The 20,290-nt window shown below is 60.8% G+C and carries 17 protein-coding genes; 10 read left to right on the top strand and 7 right to left on the bottom strand.

Annotation, left to right across the window (positions count from 1 at the left end; genetic code table 11):
- Positions 1-4: 4 nt before the first annotated feature.
- From BM174_RS01535 to BM174_RS01555, 5 genes are all read right to left on the bottom strand, one after another.
- Positions 5-805: an IclR family transcriptional regulator gene (locus BM174_RS01535; RefSeq protein WP_093922053.1), complete on the bottom strand. Its 801-nt coding sequence runs from the start codon at positions 803-805 to the stop codon at positions 5-7.
- Entirely contained in the window at positions 802-2,142 is a 1,341-nt protein-coding gene (locus BM174_RS01540; RefSeq protein ID WP_093922054.1) for a TRAP transporter large permease, read from the bottom strand. The genes BM174_RS01535 and BM174_RS01540 overlap by 4 nt, the downstream gene beginning before the upstream one ends.
- Positions 2,142-2,675: a TRAP transporter small permease gene (locus tag BM174_RS01545; RefSeq protein WP_093922055.1), complete on the bottom strand. Its 534-nt coding sequence runs from the start codon at positions 2,673-2,675 to the stop codon at positions 2,142-2,144. The genes BM174_RS01540 and BM174_RS01545 overlap by 1 nt, the downstream gene beginning before the upstream one ends.
- A gap of 73 nt (positions 2,676-2,748) precedes the next feature.
- Positions 2,749-3,804 carry a C4-dicarboxylate TRAP transporter substrate-binding protein gene (locus BM174_RS01550; protein WP_093922056.1) on the bottom strand — a complete coding sequence of 352 codons (1,056 nt, stop codon included), beginning with the start codon at positions 3,802-3,804 and terminating at the stop codon, positions 2,749-2,751.
- 231 nt (positions 3,805-4,035) lie between these two features.
- Positions 4,036-4,524: a class I SAM-dependent methyltransferase gene (locus tag BM174_RS01555; protein WP_093922057.1), complete on the bottom strand. Its 489-nt coding sequence runs from the start codon at positions 4,522-4,524 to the stop codon at positions 4,036-4,038.
- A gap of 261 nt (positions 4,525-4,785) precedes the next feature.
- Here BM174_RS01555 and BM174_RS01560 point away from each other — a divergent pair, with 261 nt between their 5' ends.
- From BM174_RS01560 to BM174_RS01575, 4 genes are read left to right on the top strand one after another with little or no spacing between them, the layout of a single operon-like run.
- Complete coding sequence (locus BM174_RS01560; protein ID WP_093922058.1) at positions 4,786-6,555, top strand: ABC transporter ATP-binding protein; 1,770 nt, start codon at positions 4,786-4,788, stop codon at positions 6,553-6,555.
- Positions 6,548-8,458, top strand: coding sequence for an ABC transporter substrate-binding protein (locus BM174_RS01565; RefSeq protein WP_093922059.1), 1,911 nt, complete (start codon positions 6,548-6,550; stop codon positions 8,456-8,458). Before BM174_RS01560 ends, BM174_RS01565 begins: the two co-directional genes overlap by 8 nt.
- Positions 8,455-9,483 (top strand): ABC transporter permease, encoded by a 1,029-nt coding sequence (locus tag BM174_RS01570; RefSeq protein WP_093922060.1) that lies wholly within the window; start codon positions 8,455-8,457, stop codon positions 9,481-9,483. The genes BM174_RS01565 and BM174_RS01570 overlap by 4 nt, the downstream gene beginning before the upstream one ends.
- On the top strand, positions 9,480-10,634 hold the full coding sequence (locus BM174_RS01575; protein ID WP_093922061.1) for an ABC transporter permease: 1,155 nt from the start codon (positions 9,480-9,482) through the stop codon (positions 10,632-10,634). Before BM174_RS01570 ends, BM174_RS01575 begins: the two co-directional genes overlap by 4 nt.
- Positions 10,635-10,703: 69 nt before the next feature.
- On the opposite strand, the gene BM174_RS01580 is transcribed toward BM174_RS01575, so the two are convergent.
- Together BM174_RS01580 and BM174_RS01585 are read right to left on the bottom strand one after the other, a co-directional pair.
- A complete protein-coding gene (locus tag BM174_RS01580) occupies positions 10,704-11,477 on the bottom strand; it encodes an MBL fold metallo-hydrolase (RefSeq protein WP_093922062.1) in 774 nt (257 codons plus the stop codon).
- 64 nt (positions 11,478-11,541) lie between these two features.
- Positions 11,542-14,076 carry a mechanosensitive ion channel family protein gene (locus tag BM174_RS01585; protein WP_177209386.1) on the bottom strand — a complete coding sequence of 845 codons (2,535 nt, stop codon included), beginning with the start codon at positions 14,074-14,076 and terminating at the stop codon, positions 11,542-11,544.
- Positions 14,077-14,287: 211 nt separating this feature from the next.
- On the opposite strand from BM174_RS01585, the gene BM174_RS01590 reads away from it, so the two are divergent.
- The 6 genes from BM174_RS01590 to BM174_RS01615 are packed head-to-tail and all read left to right on the top strand — an operon-like array spanning position 14,288 to position 20,288.
- Complete coding sequence (locus BM174_RS01590; protein ID WP_093922063.1) at positions 14,288-15,499, top strand: glycosyltransferase family protein; 1,212 nt, start codon at positions 14,288-14,290, stop codon at positions 15,497-15,499.
- A complete protein-coding gene (locus BM174_RS01595) occupies positions 15,496-16,737 on the top strand; it encodes a glycosyltransferase family 4 protein (protein ID WP_093922064.1) in 1,242 nt (413 codons plus the stop codon). Before BM174_RS01590 ends, BM174_RS01595 begins: the two co-directional genes overlap by 4 nt.
- On the top strand, positions 16,737-17,813 hold the full coding sequence (locus BM174_RS01600; RefSeq protein ID WP_177209387.1) for a glycosyltransferase family 4 protein: 1,077 nt from the start codon (positions 16,737-16,739) through the stop codon (positions 17,811-17,813). The genes BM174_RS01595 and BM174_RS01600 overlap by 1 nt, the downstream gene beginning before the upstream one ends.
- Positions 17,810-18,394, top strand: a complete 585-nt coding sequence (locus BM174_RS01605; protein WP_093922250.1) for a histidine phosphatase family protein — start codon at positions 17,810-17,812, stop codon at positions 18,392-18,394. Before BM174_RS01600 ends, BM174_RS01605 begins: the two co-directional genes overlap by 4 nt.
- Positions 18,391-19,530: a glycosyltransferase family protein gene (locus BM174_RS01610; RefSeq protein WP_093922065.1), complete on the top strand. Its 1,140-nt coding sequence runs from the start codon at positions 18,391-18,393 to the stop codon at positions 19,528-19,530. The genes BM174_RS01605 and BM174_RS01610 overlap by 4 nt, the downstream gene beginning before the upstream one ends.
- Complete coding sequence (locus BM174_RS01615; RefSeq protein WP_093922066.1) at positions 19,527-20,288, top strand: polysaccharide deacetylase family protein; 762 nt, start codon at positions 19,527-19,529, stop codon at positions 20,286-20,288. Before BM174_RS01610 ends, BM174_RS01615 begins: the two co-directional genes overlap by 4 nt.
- The last annotated feature ends 2 nt before the right edge of the window (positions 20,289-20,290 follow it).

The raw sequence follows: 20,290 nt of genomic DNA on the forward strand, positions 1-20,290 counted from the left end.
TGTCTTATCCTCGGCGGCTGAGCGAAGGTGCCCTGCCCAGCCGGTGTTCGATTGTATTCACCACAGTGCGCAGCGCCGGTCCAACCTCGGAGAGGATGCGGCTGTCTGGCAGGTCATCAGGCAATGCGCCGCAGGTAAAAGCAACGGCTTCGCCAAATTCCCCTGCGTAATAAGGCACGCTGACGGCGTTTATGGTCCGCGCATAGCGGGTTTTTGCCGGTGCAATGACAAAGCCCTGCCCCAGCAATTGATCATAGCCATCGCGGCGGTAGTTTCGCATCTCTGTGTCGGGCTGCAATGCATCGAACTTTTCGTCGTCAAAGCTCGCCATCACGGCCAGCCCCGAAGACGATCCCATCACCGGAATACGGTGCCCGGGCTCCAGCCAGATCGTCGAGGCATGGGCAGGCCGCCATGTGCGCACCAGCATCATCCGGTCGCCATCGCGCACTGCGATCAACGCCAAAGTTGCGGTTTCATCGGCCAGTTGCTGCATCGCCTCCGATGCCGCATCAACGAAGCTGACCGCGACCGAGGCAACCGACCCCAACGCAATCGCCGCAGGGCCAAGACGGAAGCGGTCATTGCGCCCGCCATGGCTGAGATAGCCCAGTTCGCAAAGAGTATAGGTCAGCCGCGAAACGGTGGGTTTTGGCAACCCCGTCCGCTCGGCGATCTGGGCATGGGTCAGCCCGTTGTCACTGGCCCGAAACGCCCGCAACACCCCCAAACCGCGTGCCAGCGTGCTGGCAAACTTGCGGTCTGTCGCCTCGCCGGAGGCAGGAGGGGTGTTGGCTTTTGTCATTGAGCGCCCATCGGGATCAGCAGCGATATCATCGGGAAGGACATGATGAGGATCAAAACGATAATGTCCACCGACAAGAACCGCGTGATGCCCGCGAAAATCTTGTCGATCGGCGCGTCGCGGCCCACCACATTGGCAATGACGAAAACGTTGAGCCCCACTGGCGGCGTAATCAGCCCGATCTCCAGCAGTTTGATCACGACAACGCCGAACCAGATCAGGTTCAGGTCATAGCTTTCAACCAGCGGGATCATCAGTGGCAAGGTCAACACCATGATACCAATCGGATCAAGGAACATGCCCAACAGCAGATAGATCGCCGCGATGCAGACCATTAGCAGCAGCAACGAAAGCTCGGCATCGGTCACCACGCCCACGATCACGCCAGCCACGCCGGTCAGCGCCACAAAGGCCACGAAAATCTTGGCCGCTGCGGCAATCAGGAAGATCGCAGAGGTCTGGATACAAGTCTCTTTCACCGCATCCCACAGCCCCTGCAGGGTCAACTTGCGCTGCGCAAAACCGATCAACGTCGCGGCCACCACGCAGACAGCAGCGGCTTCGGTGGCAGTAAAGATGCCGCCATAGATACCGCCGATGATGACCACGAACAGCAGAACCGCAGGCCAGCTGTCCAGAGCCGCGCGCATCCGCTCCGCCGTGCTATAGCGTTGGTCGGTCTTTGGCGCGATCTCGGGCGACCACCAGACCCAGACCGCGATCACGAGAATGAACCCTGCAAGCGTCAAAAGCCCTGGTAGGACACCTGCCAGAAACAGCGAGGAGATCGAGGTTTCGGTGAAAATACCGTAGATGATGAACAGAACCGACGGCGGGATCAGTGATCCCAGCGTGCCGCCTGCCGCCACACTGGCGGTGGCAAGGCGCGGGTCATAGCCCATGCGCAGCATCTCGGGTGTGCATATTTTGCCCATCGTCGAGGCGCAGGCGATCGACGATCCGGTGATCGCGGAGAACCCGCCGCAACCCATAACAGATGCCATCGCCACCCCGCCCGGCAGTCGCGTCAGCCAGACCTTGGCGGCATGATAGATTTTGGTGGTGATATCGGCGCGGTAGGCAATATGCCCCAGCGCGACAAACAGCGGGATCATCGACAGATCGTAGGAGTGGATCAGGTCGAAGGAATTGGAAAACACCATCGAGGTGGTGGCGCGGATCGCACGTTCCGGCATGAAGGTGCCCGTGCGGAACGCAAAGATGAAAAACGTGCCCACAGTCGCAATCGCCGCGAGGGTAAAGGCAATCGGCACGCGAAGCGCCAGCAGGATTAGAACGGCGGCAAATGCAATCATGCCGATTGTTGACGCATCCATTAGCGTACCTCGCCTTCGGTCAAAAGATCACCTGCGTGTTGTTGTTCGTCCGACACCGTGCCGCCAGCGCGGATCGTGCCAATATCGCGCCAGACCAGTTCGGCCAACCGCAAGAAAGTCGCCCCGATCCCGACCACGAAGATCGCTCGCCCGGGCCATTTCGGCAGGTTCAGATCACCATAGAAATAGCTGCCCTTTTCCCAAACGCTCAGGAAATCGCGCCCACCTGCATAGATCAGCGGCGCCAGTGCAATCAGACCGACGACCGATCCGGCCACGATCAGGCAAGACCGGAACCGCGATCCGAACCGATCAGAAATAAAGGCCACCGACACATGCGCCCGCGCCGCAGTCGCCGCAGCAATCGGCAGAGTAATCGCCGCCACCATCAACTCTCGCACCATGGTGACCGAGTCAGGCACCGCCGTGCTGAACACTGCGCGCGCCACCACATTGGAGGCAATCAGCACCCCCAAAAGGATGACCGCAAGCGCGCCCAACCCTAGCAAGATTTTCTCAAGATTGATCAGCATGTCGGCCCCCTCAAGCTGCGGCTGTCGTCCCGGTCAGCGACCGGAACGACGATAAGTCTTCAGATAGAAAGGCTCAGTTGGTCTTTGGCGCCCAAGGGTAACCTTTGGCATCACGCTCTTCGGTGTACTTGGCAATCAGGCCTTTGTACTCTTCGAGCAGATCGGCACCGGGCAGGCCTGCCGCATCGGCTGTTTGCACCCATTCATCAAGGAATTTGGCACCGGCATCGACCAGCTTGGTGCGCTCTTCGGTGGGCAGTTCGATGATCTCGACGCCGGCTTCTTTCATCGAAGCAATGGCGTCATCGTTGGCTTTGGTAATCATGCGACCAAACTCGTCAGCCATGTCCTTGCCGGTGGTCAGCACAACGTCCTGCTGTTCGGCAGAAAGCGTGTCGAAGGTGTCTTTGTTCATAAAGATACCAAGACCGCCGACCTGACCCCAATCCAGCATGGTATAGCTGGTCATGACTTCGGCCTGTTTCAGCGCGGCCACGGCATAGGAATAGCCTTGGCTGCAGTCGATCAACCCAGTGTCGAGGCCCTGATAGGCTTCATAGATGTCCATATTGACCATATTCGCGCCTTGGTCGCCAAAGACCTTGCCATAGGCACCAACGCCGCGCACCTTAAGGCCCGCAATATCGGCGACCGAGCGGATCGCGGCATCTTTACAGCCGATGTTGACCTGACTTGTGGTCCAAGTGCCGATGTAGACGAGGTTCTTGTCGGCAAGGCTGTCCTGAATGGGCTGGCTTGAGCGCATCAGCTCGTCAGTGGCGCGCATCCCGACCCAAGCGTCAGGGTTGTTCACCGGCAAATCGGCGATGCCGTAGCCCGGCATTTCCTGCGGGTAATAAACAGCAATAACCGACCCCATGTCGGCCACACCATCCGCGATGGACTGCATCGCCGCATTGGCTTTGAACAGCGCGCCGCCCCACTGGATATCAACCTTGATGTCGCCAGCCGAACGCTCGGTGAGCTGGTCGGCAAACCACTGCAACGCATCAGCGCGTGCGCCACGGTTGGGGCCTGCTTCGCCGTGGATCAGCGTGGTCTCTGCCGTAGCAGCGCCGCCCGCAACAGCCAGAGCCGCCGCCATGGTGAATGATTTGAGAAATGTCATGGTATCCCCTCCCAAGGGTAAAGTTTCACTATGCGAAACTGTGTTTCATTTATTTCAGATCGCACGCTAGTGTCGAGTCTCGCTTCGTGCAAGCGAAAGTTTAGGTCACGCTCCGGCACGGCCCCAACGCACCCCCGATAACGCAAAAAGGGCCGCGTGTTTCGACGCGGCCCCTCGGAAATTTATGAACACTCGTAATGGCTTGCGCCGCATCAAACCGCGTTGACCTGCTTAACCAGCTTGGTAAATAAAACACCTGCCCGACACGGCATCGGCAGGCAAAGAGACCTCTTTCAAGCCCTCGAAATACATCCGGTCGCTGGCAACCATCATCCCACCGGAGGCAAGCAAGGGCTCGACCAGCGGGGAGATCGCCCGCGCAAAGGCGTCGTTCTTATCCAGATTATGCCCGCCGAGATCGGCATGGATCAACGAAGCTGCCGGCCCGAACCGTGCCAACGCGGCAGGCAGGGTCTCATGCACATCCCCCAAAATCAGCCTGTCATCCGGCGGCGTGCTGTCAGGATGGGATGCAACCGCGCGTTCAAACACATAGATATCCCGCCGCGCTATTATTTCGCGCAGATGGTGATAGGTCCGCCCGTTGCCCAGACCCAGTTCAAACACCGGCCCCGCAATGCTGGCGGTGGCTTCGGCGGCAAAGTTCAAACAGGCACGCTGCGACACCATGCGGGCGATAAAAACATCCAGACGACTCATAGATCCACTCCTTTACACGACAGTTGCCCCTTACATGGGCCTAGGCCACCCCCTTGTGTACCCCCCATCGCCCCACCAGCCGCCGCATCTCCTTCATTTGGCAAAGTAAACTCCACGGAGGGCTGTGGGGGTGTGAAACCCCCGCCCTATCCCGACATACTCAGTCGGGCACCGCTTACAAACACCTACCGCCACTGGACGCTGGGGCGCAAATAGGCTTCACTCCGGCGACGCCCCTGAACCGCCGCCGACAGGACCCCGATGACCCCATTGCTTGAAATCGACACGCTGACCATCGGGTTTGGCGCTGCACCACCGGTGGTGGATGGCGTCAGCTTTTCGGTGATGCCCGGCAAGACGTTGGCCTTGGTCGGGGAAAGCGGGTCTGGCAAAACCCTGACCTGCCGATCGGTGCTGCGCATCCTGCCCGAAGCCGCGCAACTGCGCAGCGGTTCGGTGCACTTTGCCGGAACCGCCGCGCCGGTTAATCTTCTCGGCCTCAGCGAGCGCGAAATGCGCCGCATCCGTGGCGACCGGATTTCGATGATTTTTCAGGAGCCAATGCGCTCGCTCTCGCCGCTGCACCGTTTGGGCAATCAGGTCGCCGAAGTGCTGCGACTGCACCGCGACATGGGCCGCGCCGAAGCCAAGCGCACTGTACTGGAGAAATTCGAGCGGGTCGGTTTTGCTGATCCCGAGCGTGCGTGGCGCAGCTATCCGTTCGAGATGTCGGGCGGCATGCGGCAACGTGCGATGATCGCGATGGCCATGGTCGCCAAACCCGAACTGCTGATCGCGGATGAACCGACAACCGCGCTGGATGTCACGACCCAAGCGCAGGTTCTGGGGTTGATCAACACGCTAAGATCCGAAACCGGCATGGCAGTCATTCTGGTCACCCATGATCTGGGCGTGGTTGCGAATATGGCCGATGACGTGGTGGTGATGAACAAAGGCCGCGTGGTCGAAAGCGGCAGTGCCGCCGAAGTTCTGAGCGCACCCGCGCACGGCTACACCGCCAAACTTTTCGCCGCCGCTCCGATGATCCCCGAAGTCGCAAAGCCGTCCCGCGCCCTGCCCCACGACGATGTTATCCTTGATCTGAAAAACGTGACCAAGACCTTTACCATGCGAGCGGGCGGATGGCGCAAGCCAACGCTGGTGACCGCCTGCCGAGACGTGAACCTGCAAGTTTCGCGCGGCAAGACCCTCGCCGTGGTCGGGGAGAGCGGGTCGGGTAAAACCACCTGCGCACGGGTCGCCTTGGGGGCCGAACGCCCCGATCCCGGCGGCGAGGTGTTGTTTTACGCGGATACCGGCGATGCCCCCCTGCCCGTGCACGGGATGAGCGCGGCAGAGCGCAGCCGTTTCCAACGCCAGGCGCAGATGGTGTTTCAAGACCCCTATTCCTCGCTCTCGCCACGGATGCGGGTGCAGGACGCGCTGACCGAACCAATGGAAATTCACGGCATCGGTACCCGCGCCGACCGCCGCGACAAGGCCGCGGAAATGCTGCGCTGGGTCGGGCTTAACCCCGATATGATGGCGCGTTTTCCGCATGCCTTTTCCGGTGGCCAGCGCCAGCGCCTGTCGATTGCCCGCGCCCTAACGCTGGACCCGAAACTGCTGATCTGTGACGAACCGACAAGCGCGCTGGATGTTTCGGTGCAAGACCAGATCTTGAACCTGCTCGAAGAAATCCGCGACCGCGCGGCGCTAAGCTATCTGTTCATCAGCCACGATCTGGCGGTGGTGGCGCGGATTGCCGACGAGGTCGCAGTGATGCGGGCGGGGGTGATTGTAGAACAAGCACCTCCTAGAACCTTGTTCTACAACCCCCAGCATCCCTATACCAAGGCGCTAATTGCCGCCCAGCCCGAGCCGGACATCAACCGCCCCATAGATCTTGAACTGGTGGCGCGCGGTGCGGGTGCCCCGACAGGATGGCCCGAGATGTTCCGATTTGACGGCATCACCGCCCCGATGTTGCGAGAGATCGAGCCCGGCCATCTGGTGCGCTGTCATGCGTAACCTGCTTGTAGCCTTCGCGCTATTTTGCACTCCTGCCTTTGCGGCGCCGGTGCTGCAGGAAAGTCCCTATTGGGCCGCAGACGTCGAAGCCGGAAAGCTGCCCGCCATCGCAACGCGCATTCCGCAAGAGCCGCTTATCGTCGATCTTTCAACCAAGGGCCGCAGTTTTGGCACCCAAGGCGGCACTTTGCGCACCTTGGTGTCGCGCTCCAAGGACGTACGGCAAATGGCCGTTTACGGCTATGCGCGGCTGGTCGGATACGCGCCGGATTATTCGCTCTACCCCGATATCCTGCGCGCCGTTGACGTGGAGGATGATCGCAAGTTCACCCTGCATTTGCGGCGCGGGCATAAATGGTCAGATGGCGCGCCATTCACCTCGGCGGATGTGGAATACTGGTGGAAACATGTGGTCAACAACGCCGAGATCACCCCAAGCGGGCCGCCAGAGTTCATGTTCGTCAACGGCAAGTTGGGGGAAGTCAGCTTTCCCGACCCCTTGAGCGTGGTGTTTGAATGGGACGCTCCCAACGCCGGTTTCCTGCCCCTGCTGGCACAGGCCACGCCGCCTTTCATCTACCGCCCCGCGCATTACCTCAAAAACTTCCACGAGGAATTTGCCAGTACTGAAAGTCTGGCCATCGAGGTCCGCAAAGCGCGGGTCAAGGGCTGGGCCGCGCTCCACAACAAGCGCGACAGCATGAACAAGTTCGACAATCCAGACCTGCCGACCCTGCAACCTTGGGTCAATGTCACCGACAACAGCGCTTCGCGGCAATGGTTCATCCGCAACCCCTATTATCACCGGATCGATGCGCATGGTGTCCAGCTTCCCTATATCGACAAGGTCGAAATGACCGTGGTCGGCGGCGGGCTGGTGGCGGCAAAGGCCAACGCGGGCGAAGTTGATCTGCAGGCACGGGGCCTCGATTTCCCTGATATTTCGATCCTCAAGAAGGGCGAGATTGATGGCGGCAATTATCGCACCCTGCTCTGGGCCAATGGCGCGGCTAGCCAGATCGCGATCTATCCCAACCTCAACTTTGCCGATCCGGTCTGGCGCGCGGTGATCCGCGATGTGCGCTTCCGCCGTGCGCTGAGCCTCGGGATTGACCGCCGGATGATCAACCGCGCGCTCTATTTCGGATTGGCGAATGAGGGCGGAATGACCGCGCTTTCCTCCAGCCCCTTGTTCGACATGGGCAATCTGTATGCAACGTCGGTCTATTACCCCCCCAAGGCAAACCTGCTGCTGGACGATATGGGGCTGACCAAGCGCAATGCCTCTGGCATCCGGTTGCTGCCAGACGGGCGCCCGATGGAGTTTGTTGTGGAGACGGCCGGCGAGCGGCAAGAGGTCGAAAATGCGCTGGCGATCATCACCGACACATGGCGCGAAATCGGCATCAAAATGGTCATGCGCCCGCTTGACCGCGATATTCTGCGCAACCGTGTCTATGCGGGGCTGTCGATGTCTGCAGTCTGGTTCGGCTGGGACAACGGGCTGCCCACAGCCGACACCTCGCCGATGTATGTGGCACCCACCAATCAAGAGTTCTTTTCTTGGCCAATGTGGGGCCAGTATTACCAAACCTCCGGCGCTGCAGGCGAGGCGCCCGATATGCCTTCTGCCATCCGACTGATGGAACTGGCCGAGCGCTGGAACGAGATCAGGGATGCCAAATCCCGCCGTGAAATCTGGGCCGAGATGCTGCATATCCACGCCCACGAACAGTTTGCCATCGGCATTCTGTCTGAAGCACCGCAGCCGATTGTGGTGTCAAAGCGTTTGCGCAACGTGCCGGAAAAGGCGATCTGGGCCTATGACCCCGGCGCGCATTTCGGCATCCACCGCATCGACGAGTTCTACTATGGCGATCCGCCGAAAAAGGAAGCGCCATGAACTTTGTCAAATATGCGGTGTACCGTTTCGGGACCATGCTGCTGACGCTAGTGGTGGTCTCGGCCTTGGTGTTTTTCATTATCAACCTGCCGCCCGGCGATTACCTGAGCAACCAGATTGCCGAGTTGCGCGCCACCGGACAGGCCGAAGGCGTCGCCAAGGCCGAGTTCCTGCGGCAAGAATACGCGCTCGACCGTCCGTTGTGGGAGCAATATCTGATCTGGGTCGGCTTTGCCCCCGGCCCCAACGGGTTTTCAGGGATGATACAGGGCGATTTCGGCTGGTCGTTCGAGTTTGATCGCCCGGTCGCCGTCATCGTTGGCGATGCGCTTTGGCTCACGGTATTGGTCAACCTCGCGGCGGTTTTATTTGTATATGTGGTGGCCCTGCCGCTCGGCGTGCTGGCGGCAGCGAAATCCGAGACTTGGGTGGATTATACCGCCGGTTTTCTGGGTTATCTGGGTCTGGCCACGCCGAACTTCCTGCTGGCGCTGATCCTGTTTTACTACGGGCATAAATACTTCAACCTGCCGATTGGCGGGCTGATGGATCCGTCATTCGAGGGGCAGCCGATGTCAGCGGGCAAAGTGCAATCGATCCTGTTGCATCTGATTGTGCCGACTTTTGTAATCGGCACCTCGGGAGCGGCGGCTATGATGCAGCGTTTGCGGGCCAATATGCTCGACGAGCTAAGCAAACCCTACGTTGAGACCGCCAGGGCCAAGGGGCTGGCACCGGCGCGGTTGCTGGCGAAATACCCGCTGCGCATGGCTTTTAACCCCTTTGTTGCAGACATTGGCAACCTGCTGCCCGCGATGGTGTCTGGTTCGGTGTTGGTATCAGTGGTCTTGGGGCTGCAAACCATCGGGCCCTATCTGCTGGCCGCCTTGAAATCGCAAGACCAGTTTCTAGCCGGGTTTGTACTCATGTTCGTAGCACTGCTGACGCTCATCGGCACGATGGTGTCGGACATGCTGTTGGTGCTGCTTGATCCGCGCATCCGTTACGGGAACCGCGAGACATGAGCACGCAACCCTCCAACCGCTATGTCGATACGACCCCTTGGGTCGATGACGTGGACATCAGCGCGCTGGAACGCGCCGATATGGATGCGCCTGCGTGGCTGCTGACGTGGCGCAAGTTCCGGCGGCACCGGATCGCGCTGATTTCCGCGATTTTCCTTGGCATCTGCTATCTGATCCTGCCGGTTGCGGGGTTCATCGCTCCTTATACGCCGAATGAACGCAGCGCCGACTACCTTTATGCCCCGCCACAGGGGATGCACCTGTGGCACGAGGGCGAATTTGTTGGCCCGTTCGTCTATCCGATCACTGCCGAGGCGGATCTGAGCAGTTTTCAATGGACCTATACGACCGACACGACCACCCCCGCGCCGCTGGAATTCTTCTGCAAAGGCGAGGAATACCGCCTGTTCGGGTTGATCGCGAGCGACACCCATCTGTTCTGCGCACCGGCCTCGGCTTCGGTGTTTTTGTGGGGGTCCGACAGGCTGGGCCGCGATGTGTTCAGCCGCATCCTTTACGGCGCGCAACTGTCGCTGACCGTGGGGCTTATCGGGATAACTGTGTCGTTCGTGTTGGGCATCACCTTTGGCGCGATAGCGGGGTATTTCGGCGGCAAGACCGACTGGATCATAAATCGCGTCATCGAGATTTTGCGCAGCTTGCCCGAACTGCCGCTCTGGCTGGCACTATCCGCAGCGGTGCCGTCGAACTGGGGTCCGGTGGCGGTATTCTTCATCATCTCGATCATTCTGGGGCTGCTTGACTGGCCCGGCCTCGCCCGCGCAGTGCGCTCGAAATTCCTGTCCCTGCGCGAAGAGGAATACGTGAAGGCTGCCGAGATGATGGGCGCTAAACCCGCCCGCGTGATCCGGCGGCATCTGCTGCCAAACTTCATGTCGCATCTGATCGCCAGTGCCACATTGTCGATCCCTGCGATGATCTTGGGGGAAACCGCGCTCTCGTTTCTCGGCCTCGGCCTGCGCGCCCCTGCGGTCAGCTGGGGCGTCATGCTGAATGACGCGCAAAACCTCGCGAGCATCGAAATCTACTGGTGGACCGCCATTCCGATGCTGCCGATCATCGTGGTGGTACTGGCATTCAATTTTCTTGGAGACGGTTTGCGCGCCTCGCTGGACCCCTACAAGGGTTGAGGAGGCATGGAGCCGCGCCGCCCGAAGGGCGGCGCGGCCTGTCGGGTGCCAAAGGCACCCGATCCGAACTTAGCTGTACCAGTCGCCCATTTTGACTTCGGTATCGGTGCCGACCCGCATGGCAAAGGCCTCGGGATCTTGGGTGCCGCCGTCCTTGCCACGGTAGTGGTACGGATAGACATAGGTCGGCTTGAACTCGGCCACAGCTGAGGCGGCCGCATTGATGTCCATGGTGAACGGCAGGTTCATGCAGACGAACGCCAGATCGATATTCTGAAGCGCACGCATCTCAGGCGTGTCTTCGGTATCGCCCGAAATATAGACGCGGAAACCCTCGAAGTTCAGCACATAGCCGTTGTCACGGCCAAGTGGATGAAAATTCTTACGCTCTTCGGTGATGTTATAGGCCGGGATCGCCTCGATCGACAGATCGTTGAACGTGGCATTGGCACCATTGGCAACTTCGCTCGCCTTGGCTTTGACGTCCTCCGCCAGCATAGCGAAAACTGCGGGGTTGGTGATGATCTGGGTGCCGTCCTTGGTCAAGGCGGCCAGCGTCTCGGCATTATAATGATCGCCATGCTCATGGGTGATCAGGATAAGGTCGGCTGCGGGGAAGTCGTCGTAAAGGGACGGATCGCCAACCGGATCGACATAGATTGTGCCTGCAGGTGTCTCAAGCACGATCGAGGCATGCTCGACCGGATGCACAACGATATCGCCGCTGTTAGTCTCAAATGTATCCGAGCTATGCGCTGCGGCACGCGCAGCATAGGGCAGCAAGGTGACCGCACCCGCCGCCGCAGCGGAGGTCGCCAGAAAGTGTCGACGTGTCTGTCTCATGGTCTTGTCCTTTATATGCTATGGCAGGCGAGATAGCCCATAGGGCTGCGGTTTCAATATACCGCTATCTGTCATCCGCGCCTGTATCTTCTGCAAGATCGGGATCAATATCCGGTGAAGCCTGCGCCGCTGCCATAACGGCCTTGCGCTGTTCGTCGGTCAGATCTTCGACCTTGCCATCGGCCAGCCTGACCGTGACTTCGCGGTGGGCAAACTTGATGCCCTCACGCTCGAACAGGCTGCGGATTTCCTCATAGACCCGCTTGCGGACCAGCCATTGATCGCCCGGTTTGGTCATGAACTTGACGCGAATAATCATCGCGCTGTCCTGCATTTCAATAACGCCTTGGGACTTCAGCGGCTGTAGGAAGTTATCACCGATTACCGGATCATCAAGCAGGTCGACGCCGAGCTTTTTCACCAGTTTGCGGACTTGCTCCACATCGGTGTCATAGGTCACCCGCAGCGGCAGTTTCATCATCACCCAATCGCGCGAAAAGTTGGTCATCACCTGCAACTCGCCAAACGGGATGGTGTGCAGATAGCCAAGGTGGTGGCGCAGCTGGAACGACCGGACCGAGATTTTCTCGACCGTGCCCTTCACCCCGCCCACATCGAGGTATTCACCCTTGCGAAACGCGTCATCGAACAGAAAGAACGCCCCCGCAAAGATATCGCGCACCAAAGCCTGAGAGCCAAAGCCGATGGCCACGCCGACGATCCCCGCACCGGCAAAGAGCGGGCCCACGTTCACGCCGATCTCCATCAGCACGATCAGCAAAATAGTTACCACCACCACTATCAGCACCGCATTGCGAAACAGCGGCAACAGTGTCGCCAGACGGCTGGCAGACGATCCGCCGCCCTCGTCGCCAAGCTCGACTTCTACATCATCGGGGGTTTCATCAGCGATCTTGTTGTCGATCCAGATGCGAAAAGCGTGATAGGCGATATAGCCCAGAAACACGATTACCATGATGTCGAGCGTTTGGTCGGCATAGCTTTCGACCATCTGGGCGCCTTCATTGTCCCAGATATAGAAAAACGCATAGGCGCCAGCCACAAAGGCCAGAATGCCCGCAACCCGCTGGGCCAAGGCTTCAAAGGAATTCAGGGTCGGGCGCAGGTCCTGCATTGGCTCGACCTCTGCCCGCGCGGCGATAATTTCGTCCTGAACAGCGCTGATTTCTTGCGGCGACAGGGCGGCGGGCGCGGCCCTCTCGGTGAGCATCTCAACGGCGTCGAGGTCTTCGTCCGGTCCATCCTCCTGCTGCTGCCGTTTGACCATCGCTTCGGCCTCGGCGCGGGCCTCTTCCAGCATCTCGCGCTCCAGCCGTTGCTGCTTGAGCAGGCGGATCGTGCGGGCGCGGGCAAAGCTGCGTTCGATAACATAGTTGATTAACCCGTAGACCACGATGATCGACACCAGAATGCCGTAGGCTCCGGCAATTAGCGGGATCGAACTGGGATTGCCGAGCACCAGATCATAGGTCAGCTCGAACCACGCAAAGATCACATAGACAAATACCGCAGGCGCCCAGACGCGGCAGATAAACCGCGTCACGACGCTGCATTTTTCATAGGGTTTGCCGTGGCGCAGCGCGTGGTTGATGGCGCGACGGTTCACCACCACCAGCAGCATATTGGCCAGCACCAGCACCAGTGACAGGGTCGACGCGACCAGCGCGTAGATCTCGTAGTTCAGCCCCAGCTCGCCGATCCACAGCCCGAAGATAATCGCGCAGATGTCAAAGCAGCCCATCATCCACAGCCAGCGGTGCAGGCGCTTGGCGTCGCGGTCGCTCAGCGTCGGAATCCGGTACTGCGGCATGAATGGCGACAGGATCATCCGCCAGACGCCTGCCACGAAACGGCAACTGAAATAGCCGATGTTGATCAACGTCACAGTCAGCTGGACCGCCGTATCCTCAATGCCGCCAAACAGCGCAAAACCCAGAATATAGGCCACCGTCATCGACACCAGAATGCCGATAACCCCCATGAAGAAGCGGAACAGCAAGAACGGCATCTTCTCGGCATAGCCTTGCGGATTGTCCTGAACCCGCGCCACCACCCAGCGTCTTGCCACGCGTTTGCCGTAAATCTGGCGCTCCACCACCACCCCTGCCGCGAGCATCAAGAGACTGAGGAGCAGAATTTTGACGAAGGCCATGATGGTTCCGTCAGGGCTGGTGGCGCGCAGGATAAAGACCACCTCGTTAAAGGCTGAGGGCAAAAGGGAAATGCGGTCAACCAGCGCGTTACGAAACGCATCGGCGCGCTCCTGTGTGCGCATAAGGCTGGCGGGTTCTTTGCCTTCTGCCGGATCAAGCGCCTCTTGCTCGTCGGGCGCGGCACCCAGGTCCTCAACATTTGTGGCAAGCACCTTGCCTGCGCTGTCCACCACGATGACTTGAATACCGGCCTTTTCGGAGGCGCGCGCAGTCTCGGTCGCGTTGGTTTGCGGATCGGGTGCCACCTTCAAAGCACCGGGCAGCCTGTCGGCCAGCAGCGAGCTTATCGCCTGCGCACCCGATGGGCCTGCGCCCAACATGGCGACTAAAAAGAAGAGGACCAAGCCCGAGAGCAAACGCCGCATAATTCGATCCACTTTGAAAAATAACCTTTATTTGACGCTAAGCGGTCCGGCCTGCCATTGCAATTGGCACAGGGGTGACCATCTGGCCCTGATACCCGCCGCACGCGGCACCAAATTCGGGCCTGTCGGTCTGCTCTATGCCATCGCGGCAAACTTTGATAACACAGGCTCATACCTGAGGCGAAAGCCGCATCCGGAACGGAAAGAATTTATGGCACAGTCCGGATCACGGCATTACCGTGCAAGCACCGCCTCGCGGCGGATCATGTTTTACAGCCACGATACTTTTGGGCTGGGCCACCTGCGCCGCTCGCGGGCCTTGGCGACCGCGCTCACGGGGGGCGATGATCAGGCCAGCGCCATTATTCTCACCGGATCGCCGGTCGCGGGGCGCTTTACCTTCCCCGAACGGGTTGACCATATCCGCCTGCCGGGCGTCACCAAGCTCTATGATGGCAGCTATGTCAGCCAGACCTTGGGGCTTGATATCGATGATACCACCTCGTTGCGCGCCGGACTGATCCAGACCGCGATCGAGCAGTACGAACCTGATCTGTTGATCGTCGACAAAGAGCCGACCGGCTTTCGCGGGGAACTGCTGCCGACGCTGGAATGGCTGCGGTTGCGTGGCAAGACCCGCACCGTGCTGGGGCTGCGCGATGTGCTGGATGAACCTGCCGTGCTCGCCGCTGAATGGGCCCGCAAGGGTGCGGTGCAGGCGACCGAGAACCTGTATGATGATATCTGGGTCTACGGTGCGCGTGATGTCTATGATCCGACCGAGGGGCTGCCGCTGTCGGACGATGTGCGGTCGCGGATGCATTACACCGGCTATCTGCGCCGCGAGGTGACAGATGCCTCCGATGCACCCCAGGGGCCCTATATTCTGGTCACGCCGGGCGGTGGTGGCGACGGGGCGGCGATGGTGTCGCTGGTGCTTGACGCCTATGAGCAAGACCCTGACCTGTCGCCTCGTGCGGTGTTGATCTACGGGCCGTTCCTGTCAGGCGAGGTACGCGATGTGTTTGACGCACGGGTCGCCAAGCTGGGCGGGCGCGTGACGGCTGTGGGTTTTGAAAGCCGGATTGAAGCGCTTTATGCCGGAGCCGAAGGCGTGGTCTGCATGGGCGGATACAACACTTTTTGCGAAGTTCTGTCGTTTGACAAACGCGCCCTGATTGTGCCGCGCACTGTGCCACGGCTTGAGCAATGGATCAGGGCCAGCCGCGCCGAGCAATTGGGGCTCGTGCGGATGCTCGACGAAAACCGCGACGGCATGACCCCGCAAGCGATGATCAAGGCGATCCGCAATTTGCCACATCAGGGCAAACCCTCCGAAGCCGGTGCGGACGGGTTGCTCGACGGGCTGGATGTGGTCGTGGCCCGCGCCCGCGTCTTGATGGGACTGGAGTCCAAAGAATGAGCGCACCAAGGCTTGCCGTGGTGGTCAAAGGCTGGCCGCGCCTCTCCGAGACCTTCATCGCGCAGGAATTGGTCGCGCTGGAGGAGGCGGGCTTGGATTTCGACATCTGGTCGTTGCGCCATCCGACCGACACCAAGACCCATCCACTGCATGACCGCTTGCGGGCAGACGTCCGGTATCTGCCAGAGTACCTGCGGGACGAACCGCGCCGCGTGGCCCGCGCCATGGGCGCTGCCGCCGACCTGCCCGGATTTGACGCAGCCGCCGCCGCTTACGCCGCAGATCTGGCCCGCGACGACACTGCAAACCGCCGCCGCCGTTGGGGGCAGGCCTGTGTCATGGCCACCGAAATGGGCTCCGAGGTCGCGGGCATCTACGCGCATTTTCTGCATACGCCGTCTTCTGTCGCCCGCTATGCGGCGATCCTGCGCGGTCAGCCCTGGAGCTTTTCTGCCCATGCCAAGGACATTTGGACCTCCCAGGAATGGGAGTTGCGCGAAAAGCTGACGCCTGCCACTCACGGTGCGGCCTTTGGTGCGACCTGCACGGCGATCGGGGCCGACTTTCTGCGCGGTTTGGCAGATGACCCTGCCCGCGTTGATCTGGTCTATCACGGGCTTGATCTGGCGCGGTTTCCCGCTCCGCCAGAACGTGCACTGCGCACCCCCGAGGCACCGCTTCGGATGATGTCAGTAGGACGCCTGGTTGAGAAAAAGGGTTTTGACAGGTTGATCGAGGCACTGGCCCTGCTGCCGGCCGAGCTGAATTGGCACTGGACCCACATCGGCGGTGGGACCCTTGCCGTCGCACTTGCCGCCCGCGCGGACGAGCTTGGCGTCGCGGACCGGATCACATGGCGCGGCGCCTGCGACCAGCCCGAAGTGATCGCCGCGATGCGCGATGCTGACCTATTCGTACTGCCCTCCCGCGTGGCCGACGATGGCGACCGCGACGGTTTGCCCAATGTGTTGATGGAGGCTGCGAGCCAGACCCTGCCGATGCTCACAACGCCCATCTCCGCGATACCTGAATTCATCACCAATGGCGTGCATGGCATCCTCAGCGACGATGCGCCAAATGCGCTGGCCACGGCGATGACCCGTTTCGCCGCTGACCCCGCCCTTGGCCCCGCGATGGCCGCCCAAGCCCACAAGCGGCTGCACGCCGAGTTCACCATGGCCCCCGGCATTGCGCATCTGCAGGGGCGGTTAACGCAGATGCTGACGCGGCAAGGCTGATGCGGCTGGCCTTCTACGCCCCTTTAAAATCTCCGGCGCATCCGGTGCCATCAGGGGACCGCAACATCGCCCGCGCGTTGATTGCCGCGCTCGCAGGCTTGGGCGCAGAGATTGATTTGGCCAGCACCCTGAACAGCCGCGAGGGCACGGGCGACGCCGAAAAACAGCAGCAAATCCATGCCGCCGCGCAAGTGGAGATCGCGCGTCTGGTCAGAACAGGACGCCAGCAGGATTGGGCCGCCTGGATCACCTATCACAACTATTACAAAGCCCCTGATCTGCTCGGCCCTGCGGTCGCCCGCGCCCTGCGCATCCCCTATCTGCAAATCGAATCCACCCGCGCCCACAGCAGGCTTGAAGGCCAGTGGGCGGCGCACGCCGCCGCTGCCGAAGCTGCCAGCGATGCAGCGGATGTGATCTTTTATGTGACCGAGCGTGACGCCGAAACACTGCGCCGCGATGCCCCTGCACAACAACGATTAGTACATTTGCCACCCTTCCTTGACCGCGACACTTTGCCTGCAGCAAGCCCGCTGACAGCGCCAATGCTCTGTGTCGGTATGATGCGCGACGGTGACAAACTCGCCTCCTATGCCCTGCTTGCCCAGACGCTGGCGCTGCTGCCAGCCGACACTTGGACATTACAGATCGCAGGCGATGGCCCTGCCCGCGCGCGGGTGGCCGCGTTGATGGCGGGCCTGCGCGGCGAGGTGCAATTCTTGGGCGCATTGGACAGCAACACATTGGCAGACATTTATGCGCAGGCGTCGTTGCTCATCTGGCCCGGTGTGAACGAAGCCTTTGGCATGGTCTATCTGGAGGCGCAGGCCGCTGGCCTTCCGGTTGTCGCTCAAAACCGCCCCGGTGTACGTGAAGTCTTGGCCCCCGCGCCCTATCCATCTGTGGAGGACGGTCCGCAAGGACTTGCAGAAATGGCGCAGGGATTGCGCGCGTCCCCTGCCAAACGGGCAGAGGCCGGTGCAGCTGCGCGCGCGTGGATCCAGGCGCATCATCTGCGCCCGCAAGCCGCCCGCACTTTGCAAGCAGGTCTGGCTGCCGTGGGGGTAACGCTCTGATCCACCTCGCACTCATGCGGCACGGCCATACGGCTTGGAACCGCGATCACAAGATACAAGGCCGCACCGATATCCCGCTGGATGCCGAAGCCCGCAGCCAACTGGCCACGCTTTGCCTGCCGCCGCCGTGGGACAGAGCGGCGCTGTGGTCCAGCCCGCTGTCGCGTGCCGTCGAGACGGCGCATCTGGTTGCGGGCCGCGCGCCACATATCACTCCGGCGTTGATGGAGATGAACTGGGGCCGGTGGGAAGGCCAGCACGGCACGGCGCTGAAGGCTGATCCCGCCTCCGGCTTTCGTGATATTGAAGACTGGGGTTGGGGTTTCACCCCCCCTCAAGGCGAATGCCCCGCCGATCTGCGCGCCCGCTTGGTGCCTTGGGCGGAAGGCCTGACCGAAGACAGCGTGGCGATCTGCCATATCGGCGTGATGCGGGTGCTTTTGGCCCATGCAATGGGCTGGAATTTTGACGGCCCTGCGCCGTTCCGGATCAAGCGCAACCGGCTCTATGTGCTTCGTGTTGACGCCACAGGATGGCACAGCAGCGGCATCGGTGAGCCCCTGACGGAGCATCTGATATGAAGGTTCTGATTGCAGTCACGCATCTGCTTGGCTCGGGTCATCTGGCACGGGCGCTAACCCTCGCGCGGGCCTTCAAAGGCAGCGGGCACAGCGTTATCGTCGTCTCGGGTGGGATGCCGGTACCCCAACTCGACAGCGGAGATATCGCGCTGTGGCAATTGCCCCCCCTGCGCTCTGACGGTGTTGATTTTACCACCTTGCTGGACGCCGAAGGTCGCGTCGCTGATGCCACAGTGACGGCCGCGCGCCAAACCGCTTTGCTAGAGGCCTTGCACAGTACGCAGCCCGATGTGGTGATCACGGAGCTGTTCCCCTTTGGTCGCCGCATCTTGCAAGCCGAGTTCACTGCTTTGCTGGAAGCAGCCCAAGCCCTGCCGCGCCGCCCGATCATCGCCGCCTCGATCCGCGATATCCTTGCGCCTCCGTCAAAGCCTGCCAAAGCGGCCTTGGCCGACCGGCTTGTGGATCAATTCTATGATATGGTGTTGGTCCATGCCGACTGCGACGTAACCCCGCTCGAACTTAGCTGGCCAGTTTCACCAATGCTGGCGGACAAGCTGCGCTATACCGGATTTGTCGCCCCACCCGCGCCGGTGCCGCATCCTCAGGCGATAGGCACGGGCGAAGTGATCGTGAGTGCGGGCGGCGGCAACGTCGGGGAGAATCTCTTTGTCAGCGCCCTCGCCGCAGCCCGCGCTATGCCCGAGCAACCTTGGCGCATTCTGATCGGTGGGTCGGACGCCGCTGCGCGGTCAGCCGCACTCAGCAAAGATGCCCCCGCAAATGCCACCGTTGAACCTGCACGGCCCGATTTCCGGCAGATGCTGCACAACGCTGCCGCGTCGGTCTCGATGTGCGGTTACAACACGGCGCTGGATCTCTTGCAAACCGGATGCCCCGCCGTGCTGGTCCCCTTTGATGCCGGGCAGGAGGTTGAGCAAGGCCTACGCGCCGATGCTCTGGCAAAGCTCTACGGGATCACCGTGCTGCGCAATGCCGATCTGGGGACTCAAAGCCTGATTGCCGCCCTGCGTGATATCCGGCGAGCGCCTAGGCGCGCCGCGCTGCGCGACGGTTTTGACGGTGCAGCAAGGACCGTCGCGGTTGTGACTGAACTCAGCTTGGCCCGCCCATGAGATTTGACTTTACCCCTCTCACTGCCGAGTTGTCCCAATGGCGCAGTGAAAACTGCCCCCTGCCGATCTGGTGGCGCGATGATGACGCGACCGAGGACACCGCCGCGCTCCAACAGCTTTTGGCGCTCGCCGAGCGGACGGCCCTGCCTGTTCATCTTGCGGTGATTCCGCAAGGCGCGACCCAAGGATTGTCGAGGGTCTGTACCGAAAACCCCCATGTGGTGCCTGTGGTCCATGGCTGGGCCCATAAAAACAACGCGCCCGAGGGTGAAAAGAAGGCCGAGTTTGGCCATCTGCGCGAGGATGCAGAACTTGAAGCCCGCTCGGCGCTTACGCACCTAAAAAGCCTGTTTGGCCCAAGCCTGCTGGCGATGTTCGTGCCGCCGTGGAACCGCATTCATCCCAGCGTTACCGCAGATCTGGCCCCGCAAGGATACATCGCGGTTTCGACCTACACGCCCAGAAGCAGCCGGATGGCCGCGCCCGACCTTGTCCAGATCAACACCCATCTCGACCCGATTTTTTGGAAAGGCGGCGGCGGTTTGGTCGATCCAGACGCCCAGATTACCGCGCTAGTGACGCAATTGAAGGATCGCCGTGCAGGGCGCATTGACGCGACCGAACCACTGGGGCTTTTGACCCATCATCTGGTGCATGATGCTGCAATCTGGGCATTCAGCGAGGCGTTGGTCAAAACCCTGCTTGATGGAGGGGCTGTGCCATGCAACCTGCGCGATTTGGCGCCAAACCTGCCTTGAAG

The organism is Sulfitobacter brevis (genome assembly GCF_900112755.1).
In the GTDB taxonomy this organism is placed as follows: domain Bacteria; phylum Pseudomonadota; class Alphaproteobacteria; order Rhodobacterales; family Rhodobacteraceae; genus Sulfitobacter; species Sulfitobacter brevis.

Bases quoted from the DNA above. Each gene is read 5' to 3' on its own strand.
- BM174_RS01550 (WP_093922056.1), bottom strand. From the start codon at position 3,804: ATGACATTTCTCAAATCATTCACCATGGCGGCGGCTCTGGCTGTTGCG.
- BM174_RS01600 (WP_177209387.1), top strand. From the start codon at position 16,737: ATGCGGCTGGCCTTCTACGCCCCTTTAAAATCTCCGGCGCATCCGGTG.
- BM174_RS01570 (WP_093922060.1), top strand. From the start codon at position 8,455: ATGAACTTTGTCAAATATGCGGTGTACCGTTTCGGGACCATGCTGCTG.
- BM174_RS01545 (WP_093922055.1), bottom strand. From the start codon at position 2,675: ATGCTGATCAATCTTGAGAAAATCTTGCTAGGGTTGGGCGCGCTTGCG.
- BM174_RS01610 (WP_093922065.1), top strand. From the start codon at position 18,391: ATGAAGGTTCTGATTGCAGTCACGCATCTGCTTGGCTCGGGTCATCTG.
- BM174_RS01580 (WP_093922062.1), bottom strand. From the start codon at position 11,477: ATGAGACAGACACGTCGACACTTTCTGGCGACCTCCGCTGCGGCGGCG.
- BM174_RS01540 (WP_093922054.1), bottom strand. From the start codon at position 2,142: ATGGATGCGTCAACAATCGGCATGATTGCATTTGCCGCCGTTCTAATC.
- BM174_RS01565 (WP_093922059.1), top strand. From the start codon at position 6,548: ATGCGTAACCTGCTTGTAGCCTTCGCGCTATTTTGCACTCCTGCCTTT.
- BM174_RS01585 (WP_177209386.1), bottom strand. From the start codon at position 14,076: ATGCGGCGTTTGCTCTCGGGCTTGGTCCTCTTCTTTTTAGTCGCCATG.
- BM174_RS01535 (WP_093922053.1), bottom strand. From the start codon at position 805: ATGACAAAAGCCAACACCCCTCCTGCCTCCGGCGAGGCGACAGACCGC.
- BM174_RS01560 (WP_093922058.1), top strand. From the start codon at position 4,786: ATGACCCCATTGCTTGAAATCGACACGCTGACCATCGGGTTTGGCGCT.
- BM174_RS01615 (WP_093922066.1), top strand. From the start codon at position 19,527: ATGAGATTTGACTTTACCCCTCTCACTGCCGAGTTGTCCCAATGGCGC.
- BM174_RS01595 (WP_093922064.1), top strand. From the start codon at position 15,496: ATGAGCGCACCAAGGCTTGCCGTGGTGGTCAAAGGCTGGCCGCGCCTC.
- BM174_RS01590 (WP_093922063.1), top strand. From the start codon at position 14,288: ATGGCACAGTCCGGATCACGGCATTACCGTGCAAGCACCGCCTCGCGG.
- BM174_RS01575 (WP_093922061.1), top strand. From the start codon at position 9,480: ATGAGCACGCAACCCTCCAACCGCTATGTCGATACGACCCCTTGGGTC.
- BM174_RS01555 (WP_093922057.1), bottom strand. From the start codon at position 4,524: ATGAGTCGTCTGGATGTTTTTATCGCCCGCATGGTGTCGCAGCGTGCC.